Genomic DNA, 16,266 nt, shown 5'->3' with positions numbered 1-16,266 from the left:
CTGGCTACGAGGTCGTGCCCTCCTCGCGAGGCGCCTGCGCCTTCCGGTCCCGCGGCGTGCGGTCTTCGCGCTCAGGGTCGTCGGCAGCCTTCGCGCCGGAGACATCCTCGTCGGCGCGGCCGGGCCCGACGGCGCCGGCTCCGGCTGCCCCATCCTCGGCGTCCTCGAACTGGGCGTCCTCGTACTGGGCGTCCTCCTCGGCGCGCTGTGCGTCGTCGAGCGCGTCCTCCACCTCGGCGTCTGCGAGCTCGCGCTTGGAGCGCACCTGCTTGCGGCCGCCGAAGACGTCGCGGACCTCGCTGGCGGCGGCATTGCGCTGGCGGGTCAGGAAGAGGAAGTTGATCGCGAAGGCGATGAGCACGGCGTAGATGGCCGAGAGGACGACTCCGATGCGCAGCACCATGAACACCGCGAACGGCACAACGAACAGGACGGCGCGGAGCAGGAAGTACTTGAGGGAGGCCACTGGACGAGTTTACTAAAATGGTCCTATGATCCGCGTCCTGCCCTGGCTCATCGTTCTGGTCGCATGGCTGTACGGCATGGTCGACTGCGCGCTGAGCGACCGCCGCGCTGTCCGGGGCGGCTTCTCGAAGACGCTCTGGTTCCTCATCTCGGTCCTCCCCGCCGTGGGCACCGTCCTCTGGTTCGTGTTCGGACGCCCGCGCGGCACCACCCCGCCGCGCGGCAGGGACGGAAAGGGCCGCCGCCCGATGGCACCGGACGACGACCCTGACTTCCTCCGCGGACTCTGAGCGGACTCTGAGCGAGCTCTGAGCGCCGCGTCCGCTCCCCCGGCCGTCAGCCGGCGCTGACGCCGCCGTAGGAGTGCAGGCCGGAGAAGTAGATGTTCACGACGGTGAAGTTGAAGATCACGCACAGGTAGCCGACGATCGAGAGCCAGGCCGCACGGGCGCCGGTCCAGCCGCGGGTCGCCCGGGCGTGGAGGTAGGCCGCGTAGACGACCCAGATGACGAAGCTCCAGACCTCCTTGGTGTCCCAGCCCCAGAACCTGCCCCATGCCTTCTCGGCCCAGATCGAGCCGAACATCACGGTCAGCGTCCAGCCCACGAAGGCGATGGTGTTGATGCGGTAGGACAGGGCCTCGAGAGTCAGCGAGCTCGGCACGAGGCGCATGAAGGACCCGGTGTCGAGGCCGCCGGCGGCGATCTTGGCCTCGCGTCTGCTCTGCAGGAGCTGGAGGACGGCCATCGAGAACGTCAGCGTGAACAGCGCCGAGGAGAGCACTGCGATCGAGACGTGGATGACGAGCCAGTAGCTCTGCAGCGCGGGGACGAGGTGGCCCACCGGGATGTAGAACGCAACCGCCGCGGCGACCATCATGACCACCGCGAGGCCGAGCACGAACGTGCCGAGGAAGCGCAGGTCGCGGCGGATGAGCACCACGAGGAACACCGCGACGACCAGGAACGCACCCGTGGTGCAGAACTCGTACATGTTGCCCCACGGCACTCGGCCGGCCGCGATCCCGCGGCTCAGCACGCCCGCCGCGTGGATGGCCAGGCCGAGGATGCTCAGCGCGACGCCGACGCGGGCGCCCTTGCGGCGCGAGCGGTACTTGAGGTCGGCATCGGCCACCTCCACCGCGCCGGAACCCGCGCCCTTCGTCGGCGCAGCGCCGGCGCCGCCGCCCGCCGAGGCCCCGCCACCCGCTCCGGCGAGAACGGCCTGCTTCGCCTCGGACTTCGCGGCGGCCTGCGCCTTCTGGCCGGCCAGAAGGGCGGCGTCACGCTGGCCCACCTTGCCGCTCGTGGCCATGTCCCACGCGAAGGCGAGGAACGCGACGACGTACGTTCCGGCGGCAAGCAGCATGAACAGCTCGCTGTACGCACCGAGAGTGAAATTGATCTGCGGCATCAGGCGTCCTTCTGAGTACTGGCCGATGTTGTGGTGCTGGCCGATGTGGTGGTACTGGCCGATGTGGTGGTGCTGGCCGACGTATTCTTCGCGTTCCTAGTCTGCGCCGTCGGGCTCCCGGAGGAGGGGTCCTCTCCCGGCACGTCCCAGGCCTTGGCGAGCGCTGCGCGCACGGCCCGGCCCTCGGCGGCCAGCCCGCCGTGGTCCTCGCCGCGGGTGAGGAGGCCGTACTCGACCATCGTGCGCCCGTCCTCGTGCTGGCCCACGCGCACCCACAGACGCCGCCGGGTCAGGAAGAGGGAGCAGATGAGCCCGGCAAGGGAGAACAGGGCGAACCCGAGGGCCCATTCCTGTCCCGGGTTGTGGTGGATGTCGAGGGCCACGTAGCGCTTGAGGCCGTCGAAGCTGATCGAGCCCTGCCCGTTGGGCAGCTTGTAGGACTGGCCGGCGCCCAGCACGATGCCCCCGGCGGGCTTGTCGCGCCCGTTGACCTGGGTCAGCTTGGCGACATCGAGCGCGTAGACATTCTGGGGCTTGCCCTTGTCCAGCCCGAGGTCGCCCACGTAGGAGTTCAGGTTGAGCTGGACGTTGAGCGGATCGGGGTCGGCGCTGAAGGCGACGTTGTTGGCGCCCTTCTCGGCCGTGGGAAGGAAGAATCCCACGAAGCCGAGCTGGGTCGGCCTGGCGTCGGGGACCTTGATGACGACCGTCGAGGTGTAGACGGAGTCGGTCGGGATGGCCGGGACCGGGCCCTGGAAGGCCACCTTGCCGTCTCCGCCGCGGACCGTCACCACAGGCGCGTAGCCGTTGCCGACCAGGTAGACATCCGTGGCCCCGATCGAGATCGGGTCGTTGACCTTGAGGTCCTGCTGGCGCTCGGGGTCCTGGGGCGAGTCCCTCGTGGTCACGTGCGCGGTGAAGTCGAGCGGCTGGCCGAACTGCTTGACCGACTCGCGGTCGTAGCGGACGTCGAACTTGTCCAGGCGCAGCGAGTACGGCGCGAGCCAGCTCGACTGGAAGTCGGTGCCGGGGTTGAACGTGTCGTAGCCGACGAGGGTGTTCACGAAGGTCTCGCCCTCGATCAGGGTGCGCTGGCCGCTGTAGCCGAACAGGCCGCCGATCGCGACCGAGACGAGTACACCGACGAGGCCGGAGTGGAAGCAGAGGTTGCCGAGCTCCTTGAGGTAGCCCTTCTCGGCCCCCACGGAAGCGAAGGCTGACGCACGACGGCGGGCGGCGCCGTCGTGCGCGTCCGTCGCCTCTGTCTCGGGCGCGGCAGGGCGGAGGTCGACGCGGTAGCCGCGCTTCTTCAGGAGCGCTGCGGCCTGCTCGGCGGCGTCCGCGGCGGCGAGGCCCCGGTCGGCCGGCACCACGAGCGTGCCGTAGACCGGCAGGCGGGACAGCCGGGCGGGGGTGCGCGGAGGCTTCGAACGCCAAGACTTCCAGTGGGCAATGGCCCGCGGGACGACGCAGCCGATCAGCGAGATGAACAGCAGCAGGTAGACGGCGGAGAACCAGACGGACGAGTAGACGTCGAACATCTGGAGCTTGTCCAGGAGGGGGCCGTAGTCCGCGTGGTCCTTGAGGTACTGGGTCACGACCGCCGGGTTCGTGGGCCGCTGGGGGAACAGCGAGCCGGGAACGGCCGCGACGGCGAGGAGCAGGAGGAGGAAGAGCGCCGTCCGCATGCTCGTCAGCTGGGTCCAGGCCCAGCGGAGCATGCCGACCACCCCCAGGGCGGGCAGCGCGACGTCGGCGCGCGCCGCCTGCCGGCCCTTGCGGCCCTTGCCGGGCTTGGGCCTCTTCTGGTCCTGGGTCTCAGGCTTTGACTTCGTCTCACTCATCAGACGGGCAGCTCCACGGTTCCGATCCAGATCTGCAGCTGGCTGATCCAGTAGGTCCACACCCCGGAGACCATGAGGACTCCGACGAGGATCAGCAGGCCGCCGCCGGCCCCCTGCAGGGCGCGGCGGTGCTTCTTGAAGAACGCCATGGCCCCGAGGCCACGGCGCAGCCCCAGGGCAATGAGCAGGAACGGCACCCCGAGCCCGAGGCAGTAGACGAACGTCAGCAGGGCGCCCTTGTACGCGGTGGGGCCGTCCGAGAACGCGAGGACCTGCACGGCCGCGAGGGTCGGGCCGATGCAGGGCACCCAGCCGAGGCCGAACGTGATGCCGAGGAGCGGGGCGCCCCAGAGGCCGGCTGGGGGGCGGGCGTGGACGCGCGCCTCCCGCTGGAAGATGCCGAGGCCGCCCATGAACACGATCCCCATGAGCACGACGACGATTCCGAGCACCCGAGTGAGCCAGCCGGAGGAGATCGCGAGCCACGAGCCGAGCTGGCCGAACACCGCACCGGTCGCGACGAACACCACGGTGAAGCCGAGGACGAACAGCCCGATGCCGGCGACCATGCGGCCCCGGCGCTGCTTGGCCAGGTCCACGCCGGTCAGCCCGGTCACGTACCCGAGGTAGCCCGGCACGAGCGGCAGCACGCACGGCGAGAGGAACGAGACGAAGCCCGCGAGCAGGGCGACCGGCAGCGCGAGCAGGAGGGAGCCGTTGAGGACGGTGTCGCTGAAGATCCCGCCCACTACTCGGCCGCCGCGGACGTGATGAGGGCCTTGAGCGTGCTCTTGTCGAGCTGGCCGAGCACGCGCGAAGCCACGCGCCCCTGCTTGTCGAGCACGATCGTGGTGGGAACGGCCCCCGGCGGGACGGCGCCGGACATCGCCAGGAGCACCTGGCCGTCCTTGTCGTCGAAGCTCGGGTAGGTCAGCTTGAAGCTCTGCTCGAACGCCTGCGCAGTGCCCTGCTCGTCGCGGAGGTTGACGCCGTAGAACGCGACGCCCTGCGGCTTGAATTCGGCGTGCAGCGCCTCAAGCTCGGGGGCCTCGAGGCGGCACGGGGCGCACGCCGCGAACCAGAAGTTCAGCACCGTCACGCGGCCCGCGAAGTCCTTGGAGTTGACCTTCGTGCCGTCGTAGAGCGTGCCGCTGAAGGCCACCGGGGGCTTTCGGGAGTCCTTCGCGTACTCGGTCACCGAGCCGTCGCCGGCCACGTAGTTCTTGTTGTCTCCCGCGCGGGCCTGCTGGGCGAGCGGGTCGGACGCCGCGCAGCCCGAGAGCGCTGCGGCCAGCCCGAGGGCGGCCGCGGCGCCCGCCGCGGCGAGCAGCCGGCGGCGGGTCGGACGGAGGGGTGCGGCGGGGGCGGCTCCGCGGGGCAGCTCGGTACGGGACATCTGGTGCTCCTGGGGCATTCAGGCCCCCGGGGTCGTGGCCGCGCCCGGCAGGAGGCGGGCGGCGGGCTCGGTGTAGCGGACGGACGTGACCGCGCCCGTAAGGGTGTCGATCGTGAGAGACGTGAGCGAGGCGAGCGTGCACTCGCGCTTGCGCGGGTCGTGCGGCAGGGGCCTGCCCTCCGCCTTGAGGCGGGCGAGCCAGATCGGCAGCTGGTGCGCCACCAGGATGGCCTCCGCCCCGTCGCCGCCCAGCTCGGCGGCCCGGCGCGCGGCGTCCCGCGCGGCCTCGAGGACCCGGGCCGCCTGGGCTTCGTAGGGCTCGCCCCAGGAGGGACGGAGCGGATTCACGAGGTAGGGCCAGTGCTTGGGCTTGAGGAGTTCGCGCGGGGTGACCTTGAGCCCCTCGAAGTGGTTCTCCGCCTCGATGATGCGCGGCTCGGTCCGGACCACGAGGTTGAGGACCTTGGCGCTCGGCTCGGCCGTCTCCTGGGCCCGGGTCAGCGGCGAGGCCGCGAGCAGGACCACCCGCGCGCCGTCGAGCGCGCGCTGGGCGAAGTGCGAGGCGACCGTGTTGGCCATCTGGCGGCCGCGCTCGGACAGGTGGAAGTCCGGCAGCCGGCCGTAGAGCACGCCGGCGGGGTTGTAGACCTCGCCGTGGCGCAGCAGATGGACGGTCGAAGAGGGCATGGCTCCAGTTTCTCAAACGTGGTGGGCGGCCGTGAAATCGCAGGTGACGGCCCTGCCCGCGATTCTACAAAGGGTAGAACTATCACGCCCACCCTAGAGTTCCCTGTGTAACGTGCGCCACAGGGGGTTGCAGTCCATGCAGATGCATGTTTCCATTGATTCAGCGGTTAGTTGACGCTTCAATCAAAACCCCACTCAGGAGGAACCACAGTGACTCTCCCCCACGGCCTCACCCCCGGAACCTGGACCCTCGACGGCTCGCACAGCGAGATCGGCTTCACCGTCCGCCACGCCGGCATCTCCAAGGTGCGCGGGCGCTTCAACGAGGCCAGCGCCACTGTGTCCGTCGGCTCGACCGCCGCGGACACCACGGCCACCGCAGTCGTGAAGACCGCCTCTTTCGACTCGGGCGACGCCAACCGCGATGCCCACGTGAAGGGCCCGGACTTCTTCGACGTCGAGAAGTTCCCGGAGATGACCTTCGAGGCCACCTCCATCGAGGCGAAGGGCGACGAGTTCGACGTCACCGGCAACCTCACCATCAAGGGCGTCACCCGGCCCGTCACCCTCGAGACGGAGTTCAACGGCGTTGCCGTCGACCCGTTCGGCGCCACCCGCGCGGGCCTCTCCGGCGAGACGACCATCTCGCGCAAGGACTTCGGCCTGACCTGGAACGCGGTCCTCGAGGCCGGCGGCGTCCTCGTCTCGGACAAGGTCGTGATCTCCCTCGACCTCGCGTTCGTCGCCCCCCAGGCCTGACCCTCTGGCCTCGGGAACCGCTGGCCAGGCGGGATGCGCCCGGGGCAGTCAGGCCCGGGGGCCGCTGTCCACGACAGTGACCTCCAGCGGCATGCGGCGGCCCCTGCGGACGCGCCCGGACACAAGGCTGCGCAGTCCGCGGGCCACCAGCGTCGGCCCACGGAGGTCGCGGAACTCCGCGGCCTCCGTGGTGACGAGGCGGAGCAGGGGGCGCGCGGCGTCGTCGGCGGCCTGTCCCCACAGGCCGACGACGACCGGCAGCGCCCCCAGGCGCCGCTCGTAGCCCCGCTGGGAGGCGACGCGGCCCAGCAGGTCCGTCATGACGAGGCCTGGATTCAGCCCGTGGACCCGGACCCCAGTGCCCTTGGTCTCCAGCTGCAGCGTCTCGGTGAACTGTCGGACCCAGCGCTTGCTCGACGCGTACGCGTTCTGCAGCGCCACCGGCCCGCGGTCGCCCTGCCCGTAGAGGTTGACGAGGTCGCCGTGCCCCTGGGCGAGGAACACCGGCAGGGCGGTCCGGGCCCCGTGGAAGGTCCCGAGGATGTTGGTGCGGACCACGCGCTCGAAGTCCTCCGGCGGGGTGGAGGCCGTAGGCCCGTAGACGCCCGCGGTGCCGGCGTTGTTCACCCAGATGTCCAGCGTGCCGTGGGCGAGGGCCTCATCCCGCAGGGCCTCGACCTCTGCCATGGTGCCGGTGTCGCACCGGCAGCCGTACACGGCCAGGCCCTCCCTGTGGAGGAGCTCGACGGCGGCCCCGACGTGGGCGTCCGATCTGGACGAGAGCACCACGGTGGCGCCATGGCGGCCCAGCATCCGGGCCATCGCGAGTCCGAGGCCCCGGGTCGATCCCGTCACCACGGCCACGCGTCCCTGCAGGTCGGCCCGAGCGCCCACGCTTCCTCCATCCTCCCGCGCCGGGGAAGGATTCCCCCGGCTGCGGCCGCCGTGCCCGGCCCTGCGGCGTCCAGACCGCAGGCGGGCGGGCGGCCGCCCCGGGCTCCGATGTGCCCTCAGTGCGAGGGCATCGCCCGGTGGTGGGCCTCCATGGCCGGCCGGACTGCCGCCGCCGTCACGCCGGCGGCGATGATCCCGGCGATCCAGGACGTCCAGGCCGCACCGATGTGGTCGGAGTAGCCACCCATCCAGGGCGAGGCGAAGAGCAGCACGCCCACCGCACACTGCGCGTACTCGAGCCACGGGGTGCCGGGCATCGAGAGGTTCAGCACGGCCGCAGCCACCAGCAGGATGCCGAAGACCAGCATGAGGGTCCTCGACATGGACGTCTGCGCGGTCCATAGGACCGCCACCGCGGCGTAGAGGCCGCAGACGCCCGCGACGTAGTCTTCCCACCGCGTCCATCTGTTCATTGCTCTTCCTTTCCCTTCTTCCTTCCCGGGGCGGGGCCCCTCGGGATCTGCCCGCGGTTCTCGGGCAGATGCTCGTGGCTCACCAGACGGCGTCGCCGCGGAGGACGGCGTCGCTGCCGCCGTCGACGTAGACGATCTGACCGCACAGATGGGTGTTCTCCTCGCCGCCGAGCCACGCCAGCGCGCGGGCCACGACGACCGGCTCGGCGATGCCGTTCAGGGGCATCGGGATCCGCTCGAGCAGCGCCTGGCGCTGCTCGGCCGTGGAGATCATGCCGGCCGTCATGGGAGTGGCGATGATTCCGGGGGCAACGGCGTTGAGCGGGATCCCGGCACCGGCCCACTCTGCGGAGGCCGCCTGCCGGCGGACCCAGCGCGAGAGCGCGAGCTTGGTCGAGGAGTAGATCAGGCCGCCCGTGGTCTCAGGGGCCTTGGCGAGGACTTCTGCCCGCGCCAGTGCTGCCGGCTCGTCGCCGGCCGTGAGCAGCGAGACCAGTTCCGCGTCGCTCGGCAGGAGCGCTGCCATCGAGGAGACCAGCACGGCCCGCGGCGACGGCGAGCCGGCCAGCAGGGGGCGGAGTCCCTCGAGCGTGGCGAGGGCTCCGAAGAAGTTGACGGCGACGGTGGCCGGCGTGCGGGCCGCCAACCCGGCGACGGCGTACACGGCGTCGACCCGGCCGCCGCTGAGCCGGCGCACGCCCTCGACCAGCGCGGCGCGGCCTTCGGCTCCCGAGAGGTCTGCGACCACGTCGGCGTCATGGATGTCCACGCCTATCACGTTCTCGCCCCGCTGCCCGAGCAGCTCCTGGGTTGCCCCGCCGATGCCCGACGCCGACCCCGTCACCACTGCTGTCCGAGGCATGATCCGCTCCTTATGGCGCCGGGATCCCCCGGATCCCACTCTCGGGCCGGCTTCAGAGGCGGGCCAGAGGCGAAGGGCCCCATGGCCGCCCCGGCCGCAGCCGGCAGGCCTGCGTCCGAGGGGGTCTGCGCGCGAGTGGCCTGCGTCCGAGCGGGTCTGCGTCGGAGTGGCCTATGGCCCTATCTGGCGCGGCGGGGCGGACCTACCCTCGGTGGCATCAGGCCAGCGATCGAGGAGGCAGACGTGAGCGCTGAGGTCACGATCATCGGCAGCGGGCGGATGGCACGGGGGCTGGCGCAGATGGCGCTGCGGGGCGGCCGCGCGGTCCAGATCCTGGGCCGCGATGGCAGCCAGACCCGCGATCTCGTCGAGTCCCTCGGCGCGGGCGCGAGCGGCGGGATCGTCGGCGCGCCCGTCGAGGGCGGCATCGTCATCCTCGCTGTCCCGTACAGGGAAGTGGCGAACGTGGTGCGCGAGCTGGGCGACGGTGTGGACGGGCGAGTGGTGGTGGACATCGCGAACCCCGTGGACGTGTCGACCTTCGACCGCCTGCTCACGCCAGCCGGGACATCTTCGGCGGAAGAGGTCGCCGCGATGGTGCGGGGCCGGGCCGACGTGGTGAAGGCCTTCAACACGGTCTTCGCCGCGCCCTTGGAAGCCGGCTCGGTGGGAGGCCAGCACCTGGATGTCTTCGTCGCGGGCGACTCCGAGACGGCCAAAGAGAAAGTGAGTGCCTTGGTCGCCAAGTCCGGGATGCGTCCGATCGACGCAGGGCCGCTGCGCCGATCTCGTGAACTGGAGGCCTTCATGCTCCTGGTCTTCGGGCTCCAGGTCAGCCCGGCGCACGAGAACTTCAACTGGGACACCGCCCTGCGCATCTTCCCCTAGCCGGTCGCCTGCGGGGCGCCCCCTGATCCGGGCGGGCCTCCCGCATCTCGCTCGCTGCGCGAACGGTTGAGACTTGCGCCGGCGGGTAGGTGAGGTGGGTATCCCCGGGTGAGGAGCCCGGGGGGTTCACCGACGCAGATGAAGGGAACCTGACCATGGCACACGAGCCGCTCGAATTGGCCTTCGCCTTCTTCGAAGCGTCCCAGAGGGAGGGCACCAGTTCCGCCGAGATCGCAGGATGCCTCGAGCAGTCCCGCACTACGGCGCTGTTGAGCATCGCGGAAAGCCTTGCCGTCATCGCGGCGGCAACGGTGGACGAACCCGCCGGCTGAGGGCGGTCCCGGAGGGGGCGGCCGACGCAGTGCGGCCGCCGCGCGCGGCACGCCCACACTGAGGACAGGAGGGGTGCCGGGCCGGTGCCCTCTGGCGCTACAGTGGGGTCAACGCGGCGGGGGCGCGTGCCGCTCCCCCGTCGGGCCACCTTCAACGATTGGACCCGCATGAGCACGCCCCCTGTCCCGCCGAACGGCGCCGAGCAGCACCACGGGGATCAGGAGCCCGGGCCCGAGGGAGCCCGCCCCGGACAGGCGCGGCCCGAGCACGGATGGCCCGAGCAGCCGCCTGCCCAGCAGGAGTCGGGCCAGCAGGAGTCGGCCCAGCAGGAGCCGGGCCAGCAGAACCCAGATCAGCAGAACGCAGGTCAGACGCCCCCTGCGGGGCCAGGGAGCCACGGCGGTCCGGCCGGGCGGCCCGCCCCCCGGTATGGGCAGTATGCCCCCGGATACGGGGATGCTCAGCAGCAGCCTCCGCCCCACGGCCAGCAGCCCCCTGCCTACGGGCAGCCGTGGCAGCCGCCCGGCGCGCCCGGCTACGGTGCCCAGGGGTACGGCGCACCCGGCCAGCAGCAGCCCCCGGCCTATGGCCAGCAGCAGCCGCCCGCCTACGGGCAGGCGTGGCAGCAGCCCGGCACCCAGGGGTACGGCGCGCCCGGCTATGGCGCCCCGGGCTACGGTGCGCCCGGCTACGGCGCTCCCGGGCCCGAAGCGCAGCGCAAGGCGGTCCGCCGCGCGTCCCTGATGGTCTTCATCACGGCAGCCGCCGAGGTCGTCATCGGCTTCTTCGCCACGCTCGTCACGCTGAACACCCCCACGTCCGCCCTCCGGAGCCTCTTCAACGACGCCGGCGGGGCCTCGTCGGGCATCACCTTCGAGCAGTTCCGCCAGATCATCAGCACCTTCGTGTGGCTCGCCATGGCCGGGGTGGTGGTCAACGCCGTGGTGCTCGTGCTGTGCGGGGTCTTCCTCGTGCGGGGCCGGCGCTGGGCCCGCATCCTCGGCACCGTCTTCCTCTGCCTCACGCTCGGCGCCTTCCTCGCGGGCGGGGTGTTCTCCCTCATCACGATCGGGCTCGCGATCGCCTCGATCGTCCTCCTGTTCCGGCCCGAGGTGACAGCATTCCTGACCGCCCAGAACCAGTTCGCCAATCCCTACACCACCCCGAAGGGACCAACCTTCGGCAACCCCTACGGACAGTGACGCCATGAGCCAGCAGCCCTCGCCGCCCCCGTACCAGCCCGGGCCGCCGGCGTACCAGCCCGCGCCGGATCCCGGGGGCACGCCCGCCTACGGTCCTCCCCCGCCCCAGGGCTCGTACCAGGGGCCGTGGCCGAGCCAGCTGCCCAGCGGGTCCTTTCCCGGGATGCCCGCCGTCGGGATCGCACGCCCGCTCACCATCACGCTCGCGGCCTGGTTCCTCATCGCGAGCTCCATCGCGCCGCTGGCGGGGATCCCGGCGATCCTCGACTGGATGGGCACGTACATGCACACCAGCCTGTTGCAGGCCACCGCCCGGTCGAGCCGGGCCAGCGCGGCCAACGCGGCCGCCTTCGCCAGCCAGTTCACCGCCATCATGACCCCGGTGGTGTGGATCTCCGCGCTCATCGGCGTGGCTGTCACCGTTCTGCTCGCACTGGGGATCCGGGCGGGGATGAACTGGGTGCGCATCCTGCTCACAGTCTTCGCCGGCCTCTCCGTCATCGGCTACGTGAGCAACCTCGCGCTCGCCGCGGTGCTGCCCACAGCAGGCACGTTCCCGATGCCGGCCTTCGTCTACGTCCTGTCGTTCCTCTCCGGAGCGCTGTACATCGCCGCGGCCGTGCTCACGTGGCTGCGCCCCTCGAGCCAGTACATCGCCGCCCGGCGGGCAGCGAAGCTCGGCGGCGGCTACCTCCGCTGAGCTTCGGGGCCCGGAGGACCTCGGCGCACGACGCCGTCCCCCCGCCTCATGCGGTCCCACCTCAGGCGGGTCCCACCTCAGGCGGGCTGGCCGCCCGGGTGAGTGGCGTCGTCGTACGTCGTATCGGGGTCCGAAGAGGCACCCGTCTCCCCGCCGGCCTCCCCGCGCTGGGCGTGGTAGGCGAGGATCTGGAGCTCGGTGGCCATGTCCACCTTCCGCAGCGTCACCCCGGGCGGGACCTGAAGGATCGTGGGCGCGAAGCTGAGGATGCTGCGGACGCCGACGGCCACGACACGATCGCACACCGCCTGGGCCACCGACGCCGGAAGGGCGAGGACCGCCATGTTCGCGCGGGTGCGCTGGAAGACCGCCTCGAGGTTGGCTGCGTCGGAGATGCGCAGCCAGCCGATCTCGTTGCCGATGATCTGCGGGTCGGTGTCGAGCAGCGCGACGACGTCGAAGCCCCGCGTGCCGAAGCCGCCGTACCGGGCCAGGGCGCGGCCGAGGTTGCCGGCGCCCACGATCGCGACGCGCCAGTCGCGGGTCAGGCCGAGGGCCACGGAGAGGTGCTGGCGGAGGTTCTCGACCTCGTACCCCACGCCACGGGTCCCGTAGGAGCCGAGCTGGGAGAGGTCCTTGCGCAGCGTCGCGGAGCTGACGCCGGAGGCCTCGGCGAGCGCGTCGGAGGAGACCCGGTCGACGCCGTCCGCCAGGAACGAGTTGAGCGCGCGCAGGTAGACGGTCAGGCGGGAGACGACCGCGGGCGGAAGCTGCTTCCCGTCGGGCGCGGGCGCGGCGCCTCGGCTCCCCGACTGGGACCGTCCTGCCACTGCCACCTCATTCCCTTCGCGGGCCTTGCTCTTGCGCGCCGTGCGCTCGGAAGCCGCCGTCGCGGCGGCCCCATTCACTCTAGGACCGCGGCGGGGCGGCCGCCAAAAGGACCGCGGCCCCTCGCCCCGGCGCCGGGCTCAGCCCCGACGGGCCGCCTCGACAGTGCGGCGCAGGCGCGCCTCGTTGATCCGCCAGAAGTCGCGTTGGACCCCGTCGACGAGCACCACGGGCACCTCCTCGGCGAACCGGTCCTGCAGGGCGGCGTCGTCGTCGATGCTGCGCTCCTCCCAACCGAGGCCGGCCTCCGAGGCGACACGGTCGACCACGTCCCTCGCCGCCTCACAGAGGTGGCACTGGCTCTTCGTCACGAGGACGATCTCGGGGATGCGCATGCCTCCACGGTAGCGCGCGCCTGTGGCCGGGCTGTGAATCGCTAGACTCGGACCATGCCCGCAGAGAACAAGGCGCTGGATCCAGTGCGCCCAGCGCCCGTGGGGCGCCCGGGTGAGGCCGCCTTCTTCGACGTGGACAACACCCTCATGAAGGGCGCCAGCCTCTTCCACGTGGCGCGCAAGCTGTACGAGCGCGGCGCCTTCACCCTCCGGGACGCCGCCGGCTTCGCCTGGAAGCACGTGGCCTTCCTGTTCCGCGGGGAGAAGCTCGAGGACGTCCGTTCCATCGAGGCCTCCGCGCTCGCCCTCGGCGCCGGGATCCTCGCGGTCGACGTCGAGACCATCGGGCACGAGGTCTACGACGAGTTCATCGAGTCGCGCATCTGGCCCGGCACCAAGGCCCTCGCGGAGCAGCACCTGCGGGTGGGCCGGCGGGTGTGGCTCGTGACGGCGACGCCGATCGAGGTCGCCTCCGTCATCGCCGACAGGCTCGGCCTCACCGGGGCGCTCGGGACTGTGGGCGAGATCGAGGACGGCGCCTACACCGGCCGCCTCGTGGGCGAGATCCTGCACGGGAAGGCCAAGGCCACTGCTGCCTCCGAGCTCGCCGAGCGGGAGGGCCTCGACCTCGACCGCTGCTGGGCCTACTCGGATTCGCACAACGACATCCCGCTGCTGACCCTCGTGGGCCATCCCGTGGCGATCAACCCCGATGCGCGCCTACGCTCGCACGCGAATGCGCACAACTGGCCGATCTACGACTTCCGTGCCGGACGCCGGGCCGCGACGCTCGGGCTCAAGGCGGCCACCGTCGGCGGCGCGCTGTACGGGCTGTGGCGAGGCTACGCCCGCTTCCGCCGCTAGGCGCACCCGGCCAGCCCCTCTTCCCCGCCCGCCCACGTCACCCCAGAGGCGCGCGAGGTCACCCCGTGGGACCCCGACGTCACCCCAGAGGCGCGCGAGGTCACCCCAGGGGACCCCCGACGTCACCCCAGAGGCGCGCCACGTCACCCCCGTGCGGCGACAGCGGGAGGCTCCGGTCGCCGTCGTGCGCAGCCCCCAGGAAGAGTGCCGGCCTCCACGAGAAGTCCTCGTTCTCGGCGCTCCCCGTCGAGAGCGGCACTTCCCGGCAGCGGGCCCGACCCACGAGGTGACCTCGCGCCCCCACGGGGTGATCTCGCGCCGCCAAGGGGTGATCTCGCGCCGCCGCGGGGTGACCTCGGCGGAAGGAGGGTGCCCGGACGCACGTGAGGCCCGCTCCCACGCAGGGAACGGGCCTCACCCACCATCGCCCCTTCAGGGGCAGCGCGCCTACTTCTTGTTGCGGCGCTGGTGACGGGTCTTGCGAAGCAGCTTGCGGTGCTTCTTCTTGGCCATACGCTTGCGGCGCTTCTTGATAACCGAACCCATAGAAAGTTCCTTACCGGTAGTTGGTGCCCCGGGCTGCTGGCCGGGTCGCGCACAAGGGCGCCGTTCAACCAACTGCTGGTGACGTGACGTAAAACGTTCCTGAACAGGATACCGTACGCGTCAGGCCGACTCGGTCCTGCCGTCCACGACGGAGTTCTTCAGGTACTGCTCGACCGCGGCCTCGGGAACCCGGTAGGAGCGGCCGAAGCGCACGGCAGGCATCTCCCCCGAGTGCACCAGACGGTAGACCGTCATCTTCGACACCCGCATCATCTCGGCGACCTCTGCAACTGTGAGGAATCGCGAGGAGGAGAAATCCATCGCAGACATACAAAATACTCTAGTTGCTGAAGGGGCCCTTGGGAACGCGGCGGGCGCGCACGGCCCCGGCGAGCTGCCCGAGGACCTGCTCGGTGACCTCCCACTCCATGCACTTGTCCGTGACACTCTGCCCGTAGGCGAGCTGGGCGCGGCCAGCCGCGAACTCGGTCACGTCGAGCGGCTGGGCCCCGCCCACCAGGAAGCTCTCGAGCATGACGCCGGCCACGGCCCCGGCCGCTTCCCCGCCCGCGGCGAGCTCCGCGCCGATCTCGAGGGCCACCTCGGCCTGGCGGTGGTGGTCCTTGCCGCTGTTGGCGTGGCTCGCGTCCACGATGAGCCGCGGGTTGAGGCCCTTGCCGGCCATCCGCGCCGAGGCCGCGGCGACGTGCTCGGCGGCGTAGTTCGGCCCCGCGGATCCCCCGCGGAGGATGAGGTGCGTGTCCGGGTTGCCGGCGGTCTCCACGAGGGCGGCCCGGCCGGCGTCGTCGATCCCGAGGAAGGCCTGCGCAGCGGCCGCTGCCCCGCACGCGTCGACGGCGACCCCGAGCCCGCCGTCGGTGCCGTTCTTGAAGCCGACCGGCATCGAGAGGCCGGAGACGAGCTGGCGGTGGATCTGGCTCTCGGTGGTGCGGGCCCCGATGGCACCCCAGACGATCGCGTCCGCCGTGTACTGCGGGCTGATGGGCTCGAGGAACTCGGTGGCCGTGGGCAGCCCGAGCGCGAGGACGTCCAGGAGGAAGCGCCGCGCGGCCCGCAGCCCGGCGGGGATGTCGTGGCTGCCGTCCAGATGCGGATCGTTGATGAGCCCCTTCCACCCGACCGTGGTGCGGGGCTTCTCGAAGTAGGTGCGCATCACCACGAGCAGGTCCTCGCGATGGCCACGGGCGACGCCGGCCAGTCGCCGCGCGTAGTCGAGGCCCGCCTCGGGATCGTGGATGGAACAGGGGCCCACGATCACGAGGAGGCGGTCGTCCAGCCCGTCCATGATGGCGCGCACCTCGTCGCGGGCGCGGGCCACGGTCCGGGCGGCGCCGTCGGAGAGGGGCAGCTCGTCCAGGATCTCGCCGGGGGACGGGAGCGCGGTGAACTCGGCGACGCGGAGGTTGCCGGTGGCCGAGCTGGTCGTGGCCGTGCTGGCGGTCGGGACGGCGGGCTGGGGGTTCATGGGGTCCTGTCCTTCATCTGCAGGCCCCGCGGGGTCCAGAGCCTGCCGTTGGTATGGCAAAGGGCAAGGACCGTGAGGTCCCTGCCCTGTTGGCTCTGGAAGTCGGTACGCGAAACTCTACGCCTGGCCCTCCAGAGCCAACGCAAAATACGCATACCAACGCTTGAACATGCGGCCCACGGTATCGCCCGTCCGTCCGGAGCGCAAAAGGCCGCCCGCATGCTGGACAGG

Annotated in this window: 21 protein-coding genes; 7 read left to right on the top strand and 14 right to left on the bottom strand. The window is 71.4% G+C overall.

Going from position 1 to position 16,266, the window contains the following annotated elements; translation table 11 throughout:
• Nucleotides 1-4 precede the first annotated feature (4 nt).
• Nucleotides 5-466 (bottom strand): DUF4229 domain-containing protein, encoded by a 462-nt coding sequence (locus tag J2W21_RS15370; protein ID WP_307115383.1) that lies wholly within the window; start codon nt 464-466, stop codon nt 5-7.
• A 25-nt stretch (nt 467-491) separates the two neighbouring features.
• Between J2W21_RS15370 and J2W21_RS15365 the strand changes: the two genes are divergently transcribed.
• Nucleotides 492-755 (top strand): PLD nuclease N-terminal domain-containing protein, encoded by a 264-nt coding sequence (locus J2W21_RS15365; RefSeq protein ID WP_307115382.1) that lies wholly within the window; start codon nt 492-494, stop codon nt 753-755.
• Nucleotides 756-801: 46 nt separating this feature from the next.
• Here J2W21_RS15365 and ccsB read toward each other — a convergent pair whose 3' ends face one another.
• The 5 genes from ccsB to J2W21_RS15340 are packed head-to-tail and all read right to left on the bottom strand — an operon-like array spanning nt 802 to nt 5,805.
• Nucleotides 802-1,878, bottom strand: a complete 1,077-nt coding sequence (gene ccsB / locus J2W21_RS15360; RefSeq protein ID WP_307115381.1) for a c-type cytochrome biogenesis protein CcsB — start codon at nt 1,876-1,878, stop codon at nt 802-804.
• A complete protein-coding gene (gene resB / locus J2W21_RS15355; protein ID WP_307115380.1) occupies nt 1,878-3,722 on the bottom strand; it encodes a cytochrome c biogenesis protein ResB in 1,845 nt (614 codons plus the stop codon). Before resB ends, ccsB begins: the two co-directional genes overlap by 1 nt.
• A complete protein-coding gene (locus J2W21_RS15350) occupies nt 3,722-4,471 on the bottom strand; it encodes a cytochrome c biogenesis CcdA family protein (protein ID WP_307115379.1) in 750 nt (249 codons plus the stop codon). Before J2W21_RS15350 ends, resB begins: the two co-directional genes overlap by 1 nt.
• Nucleotides 4,471-5,118: a TlpA family protein disulfide reductase gene (locus tag J2W21_RS15345; protein ID WP_307115378.1), complete on the bottom strand. Its 648-nt coding sequence runs from the start codon at nt 5,116-5,118 to the stop codon at nt 4,471-4,473. The genes J2W21_RS15350 and J2W21_RS15345 overlap by 1 nt, the downstream gene beginning before the upstream one ends.
• An 18-nt stretch (nt 5,119-5,136) precedes the next feature.
• The gene (locus J2W21_RS15340) at nt 5,137-5,805 is read right to left on the bottom strand and encodes a histidine phosphatase family protein (protein ID WP_307115377.1); all 669 of its coding nucleotides are present in this window, start codon (nt 5,803-5,805) and stop codon (nt 5,137-5,139) included.
• A 210-nt stretch (nt 5,806-6,015) separates the two neighbouring features.
• On the opposite strand from J2W21_RS15340, the gene J2W21_RS15335 reads away from it, so the two are divergent.
• Entirely contained in the window at nt 6,016-6,564 is a 549-nt protein-coding gene (locus J2W21_RS15335) for a YceI family protein (protein WP_307115376.1), read from the top strand.
• A 48-nt stretch (nt 6,565-6,612) separates the two neighbouring features.
• On the opposite strand, the gene J2W21_RS15330 is transcribed toward J2W21_RS15335, so the two are convergent.
• The 3 genes from J2W21_RS15330 to J2W21_RS15320 form a co-directional block, all read right to left on the bottom strand.
• Nucleotides 6,613-7,458: an SDR family NAD(P)-dependent oxidoreductase gene (locus J2W21_RS15330; RefSeq protein WP_307115375.1), complete on the bottom strand. Its 846-nt coding sequence runs from the start codon at nt 7,456-7,458 to the stop codon at nt 6,613-6,615.
• Nucleotides 7,459-7,574: 116 nt separating this feature from the next.
• The gene (locus tag J2W21_RS15325) at nt 7,575-7,931 is read right to left on the bottom strand and encodes an SPW repeat protein (protein WP_307115374.1); all 357 of its coding nucleotides are present in this window, start codon (nt 7,929-7,931) and stop codon (nt 7,575-7,577) included.
• 79 nt (nt 7,932-8,010) lie between these two features.
• Nucleotides 8,011-8,793 carry an SDR family oxidoreductase gene (locus J2W21_RS15320; protein WP_307115373.1) on the bottom strand — a complete coding sequence of 261 codons (783 nt, stop codon included), beginning with the start codon at nt 8,791-8,793 and terminating at the stop codon, nt 8,011-8,013.
• 243 nt (nt 8,794-9,036) lie between these two features.
• Between J2W21_RS15320 and J2W21_RS15315 the strand changes: the two genes are divergently transcribed.
• From J2W21_RS15315 to J2W21_RS15300, 4 genes are all read left to right on the top strand, one after another.
• Nucleotides 9,037-9,681, top strand: a complete 645-nt coding sequence (locus J2W21_RS15315) for an NADPH-dependent F420 reductase (protein WP_307115372.1) — start codon at nt 9,037-9,039, stop codon at nt 9,679-9,681.
• 155 nt (nt 9,682-9,836) lie between these two features.
• Complete coding sequence (locus J2W21_RS15310) at nt 9,837-10,013, top strand: hypothetical protein (RefSeq protein ID WP_307115371.1); 177 nt, start codon at nt 9,837-9,839, stop codon at nt 10,011-10,013.
• 168 nt (nt 10,014-10,181) lie between these two features.
• Nucleotides 10,182-11,216 (top strand): hypothetical protein, encoded by a 1,035-nt coding sequence (locus J2W21_RS15305; protein WP_307115370.1) that lies wholly within the window; start codon nt 10,182-10,184, stop codon nt 11,214-11,216.
• A 4-nt stretch (nt 11,217-11,220) separates the two neighbouring features.
• A complete protein-coding gene (locus J2W21_RS15300; RefSeq protein ID WP_307115369.1) occupies nt 11,221-11,916 on the top strand; it encodes a hypothetical protein in 696 nt (231 codons plus the stop codon).
• Between the two features lie 77 nt (nt 11,917-11,993).
• On the opposite strand, the gene J2W21_RS15295 is transcribed toward J2W21_RS15300, so the two are convergent.
• Entirely contained in the window at nt 11,994-12,746 is a 753-nt protein-coding gene (locus J2W21_RS15295) for a redox-sensing transcriptional repressor Rex (protein WP_307115368.1), read from the bottom strand.
• A 138-nt stretch (nt 12,747-12,884) separates the two neighbouring features.
• Nucleotides 12,885-13,139 carry a glutaredoxin family protein gene (locus J2W21_RS15290; RefSeq protein WP_307115367.1) on the bottom strand — a complete coding sequence of 85 codons (255 nt, stop codon included), beginning with the start codon at nt 13,137-13,139 and terminating at the stop codon, nt 12,885-12,887.
• A 54-nt stretch (nt 13,140-13,193) separates the two neighbouring features.
• Between J2W21_RS15290 and J2W21_RS15285 the strand changes: the two genes are divergently transcribed.
• Nucleotides 13,194-14,003 carry an HAD family hydrolase gene (locus J2W21_RS15285; protein WP_307115366.1) on the top strand — a complete coding sequence of 270 codons (810 nt, stop codon included), beginning with the start codon at nt 13,194-13,196 and terminating at the stop codon, nt 14,001-14,003.
• Between the two features lie 447 nt (nt 14,004-14,450).
• Here J2W21_RS15285 and J2W21_RS15280 read toward each other — a convergent pair whose 3' ends face one another.
• The 3 genes from J2W21_RS15280 to J2W21_RS15270 all read right to left on the bottom strand — a co-directional run bounded on the left by J2W21_RS15280 (nt 14,451) and on the right by J2W21_RS15270 (nt 16,035).
• Complete coding sequence (locus J2W21_RS15280) at nt 14,451-14,549, bottom strand: 30S ribosomal protein bS22 (protein WP_003792170.1); 99 nt, start codon at nt 14,547-14,549, stop codon at nt 14,451-14,453.
• 120 nt (nt 14,550-14,669) lie between these two features.
• Entirely contained in the window at nt 14,670-14,879 is a 210-nt protein-coding gene (locus J2W21_RS15275; protein WP_307115365.1) for a helix-turn-helix domain-containing protein, read from the bottom strand.
• A 10-nt stretch (nt 14,880-14,889) separates the two neighbouring features.
• A complete protein-coding gene (locus J2W21_RS15270; RefSeq protein ID WP_307115364.1) occupies nt 14,890-16,035 on the bottom strand; it encodes a 3-deoxy-7-phosphoheptulonate synthase in 1,146 nt (381 codons plus the stop codon).
• Between the last annotated feature and the right edge of the window lie 231 nt (nt 16,036-16,266).

It is taken from the genome of Sinomonas atrocyanea (assembly GCF_030811715.1).
GTDB classification, from domain to species: domain Bacteria; phylum Actinomycetota; class Actinomycetes; order Actinomycetales; family Micrococcaceae; genus Sinomonas; species Sinomonas atrocyanea_A.
The sequence above is the reverse complement of the archived record's forward strand: the minus strand, read 5'-3'. Positions and strand labels throughout refer to the sequence as shown.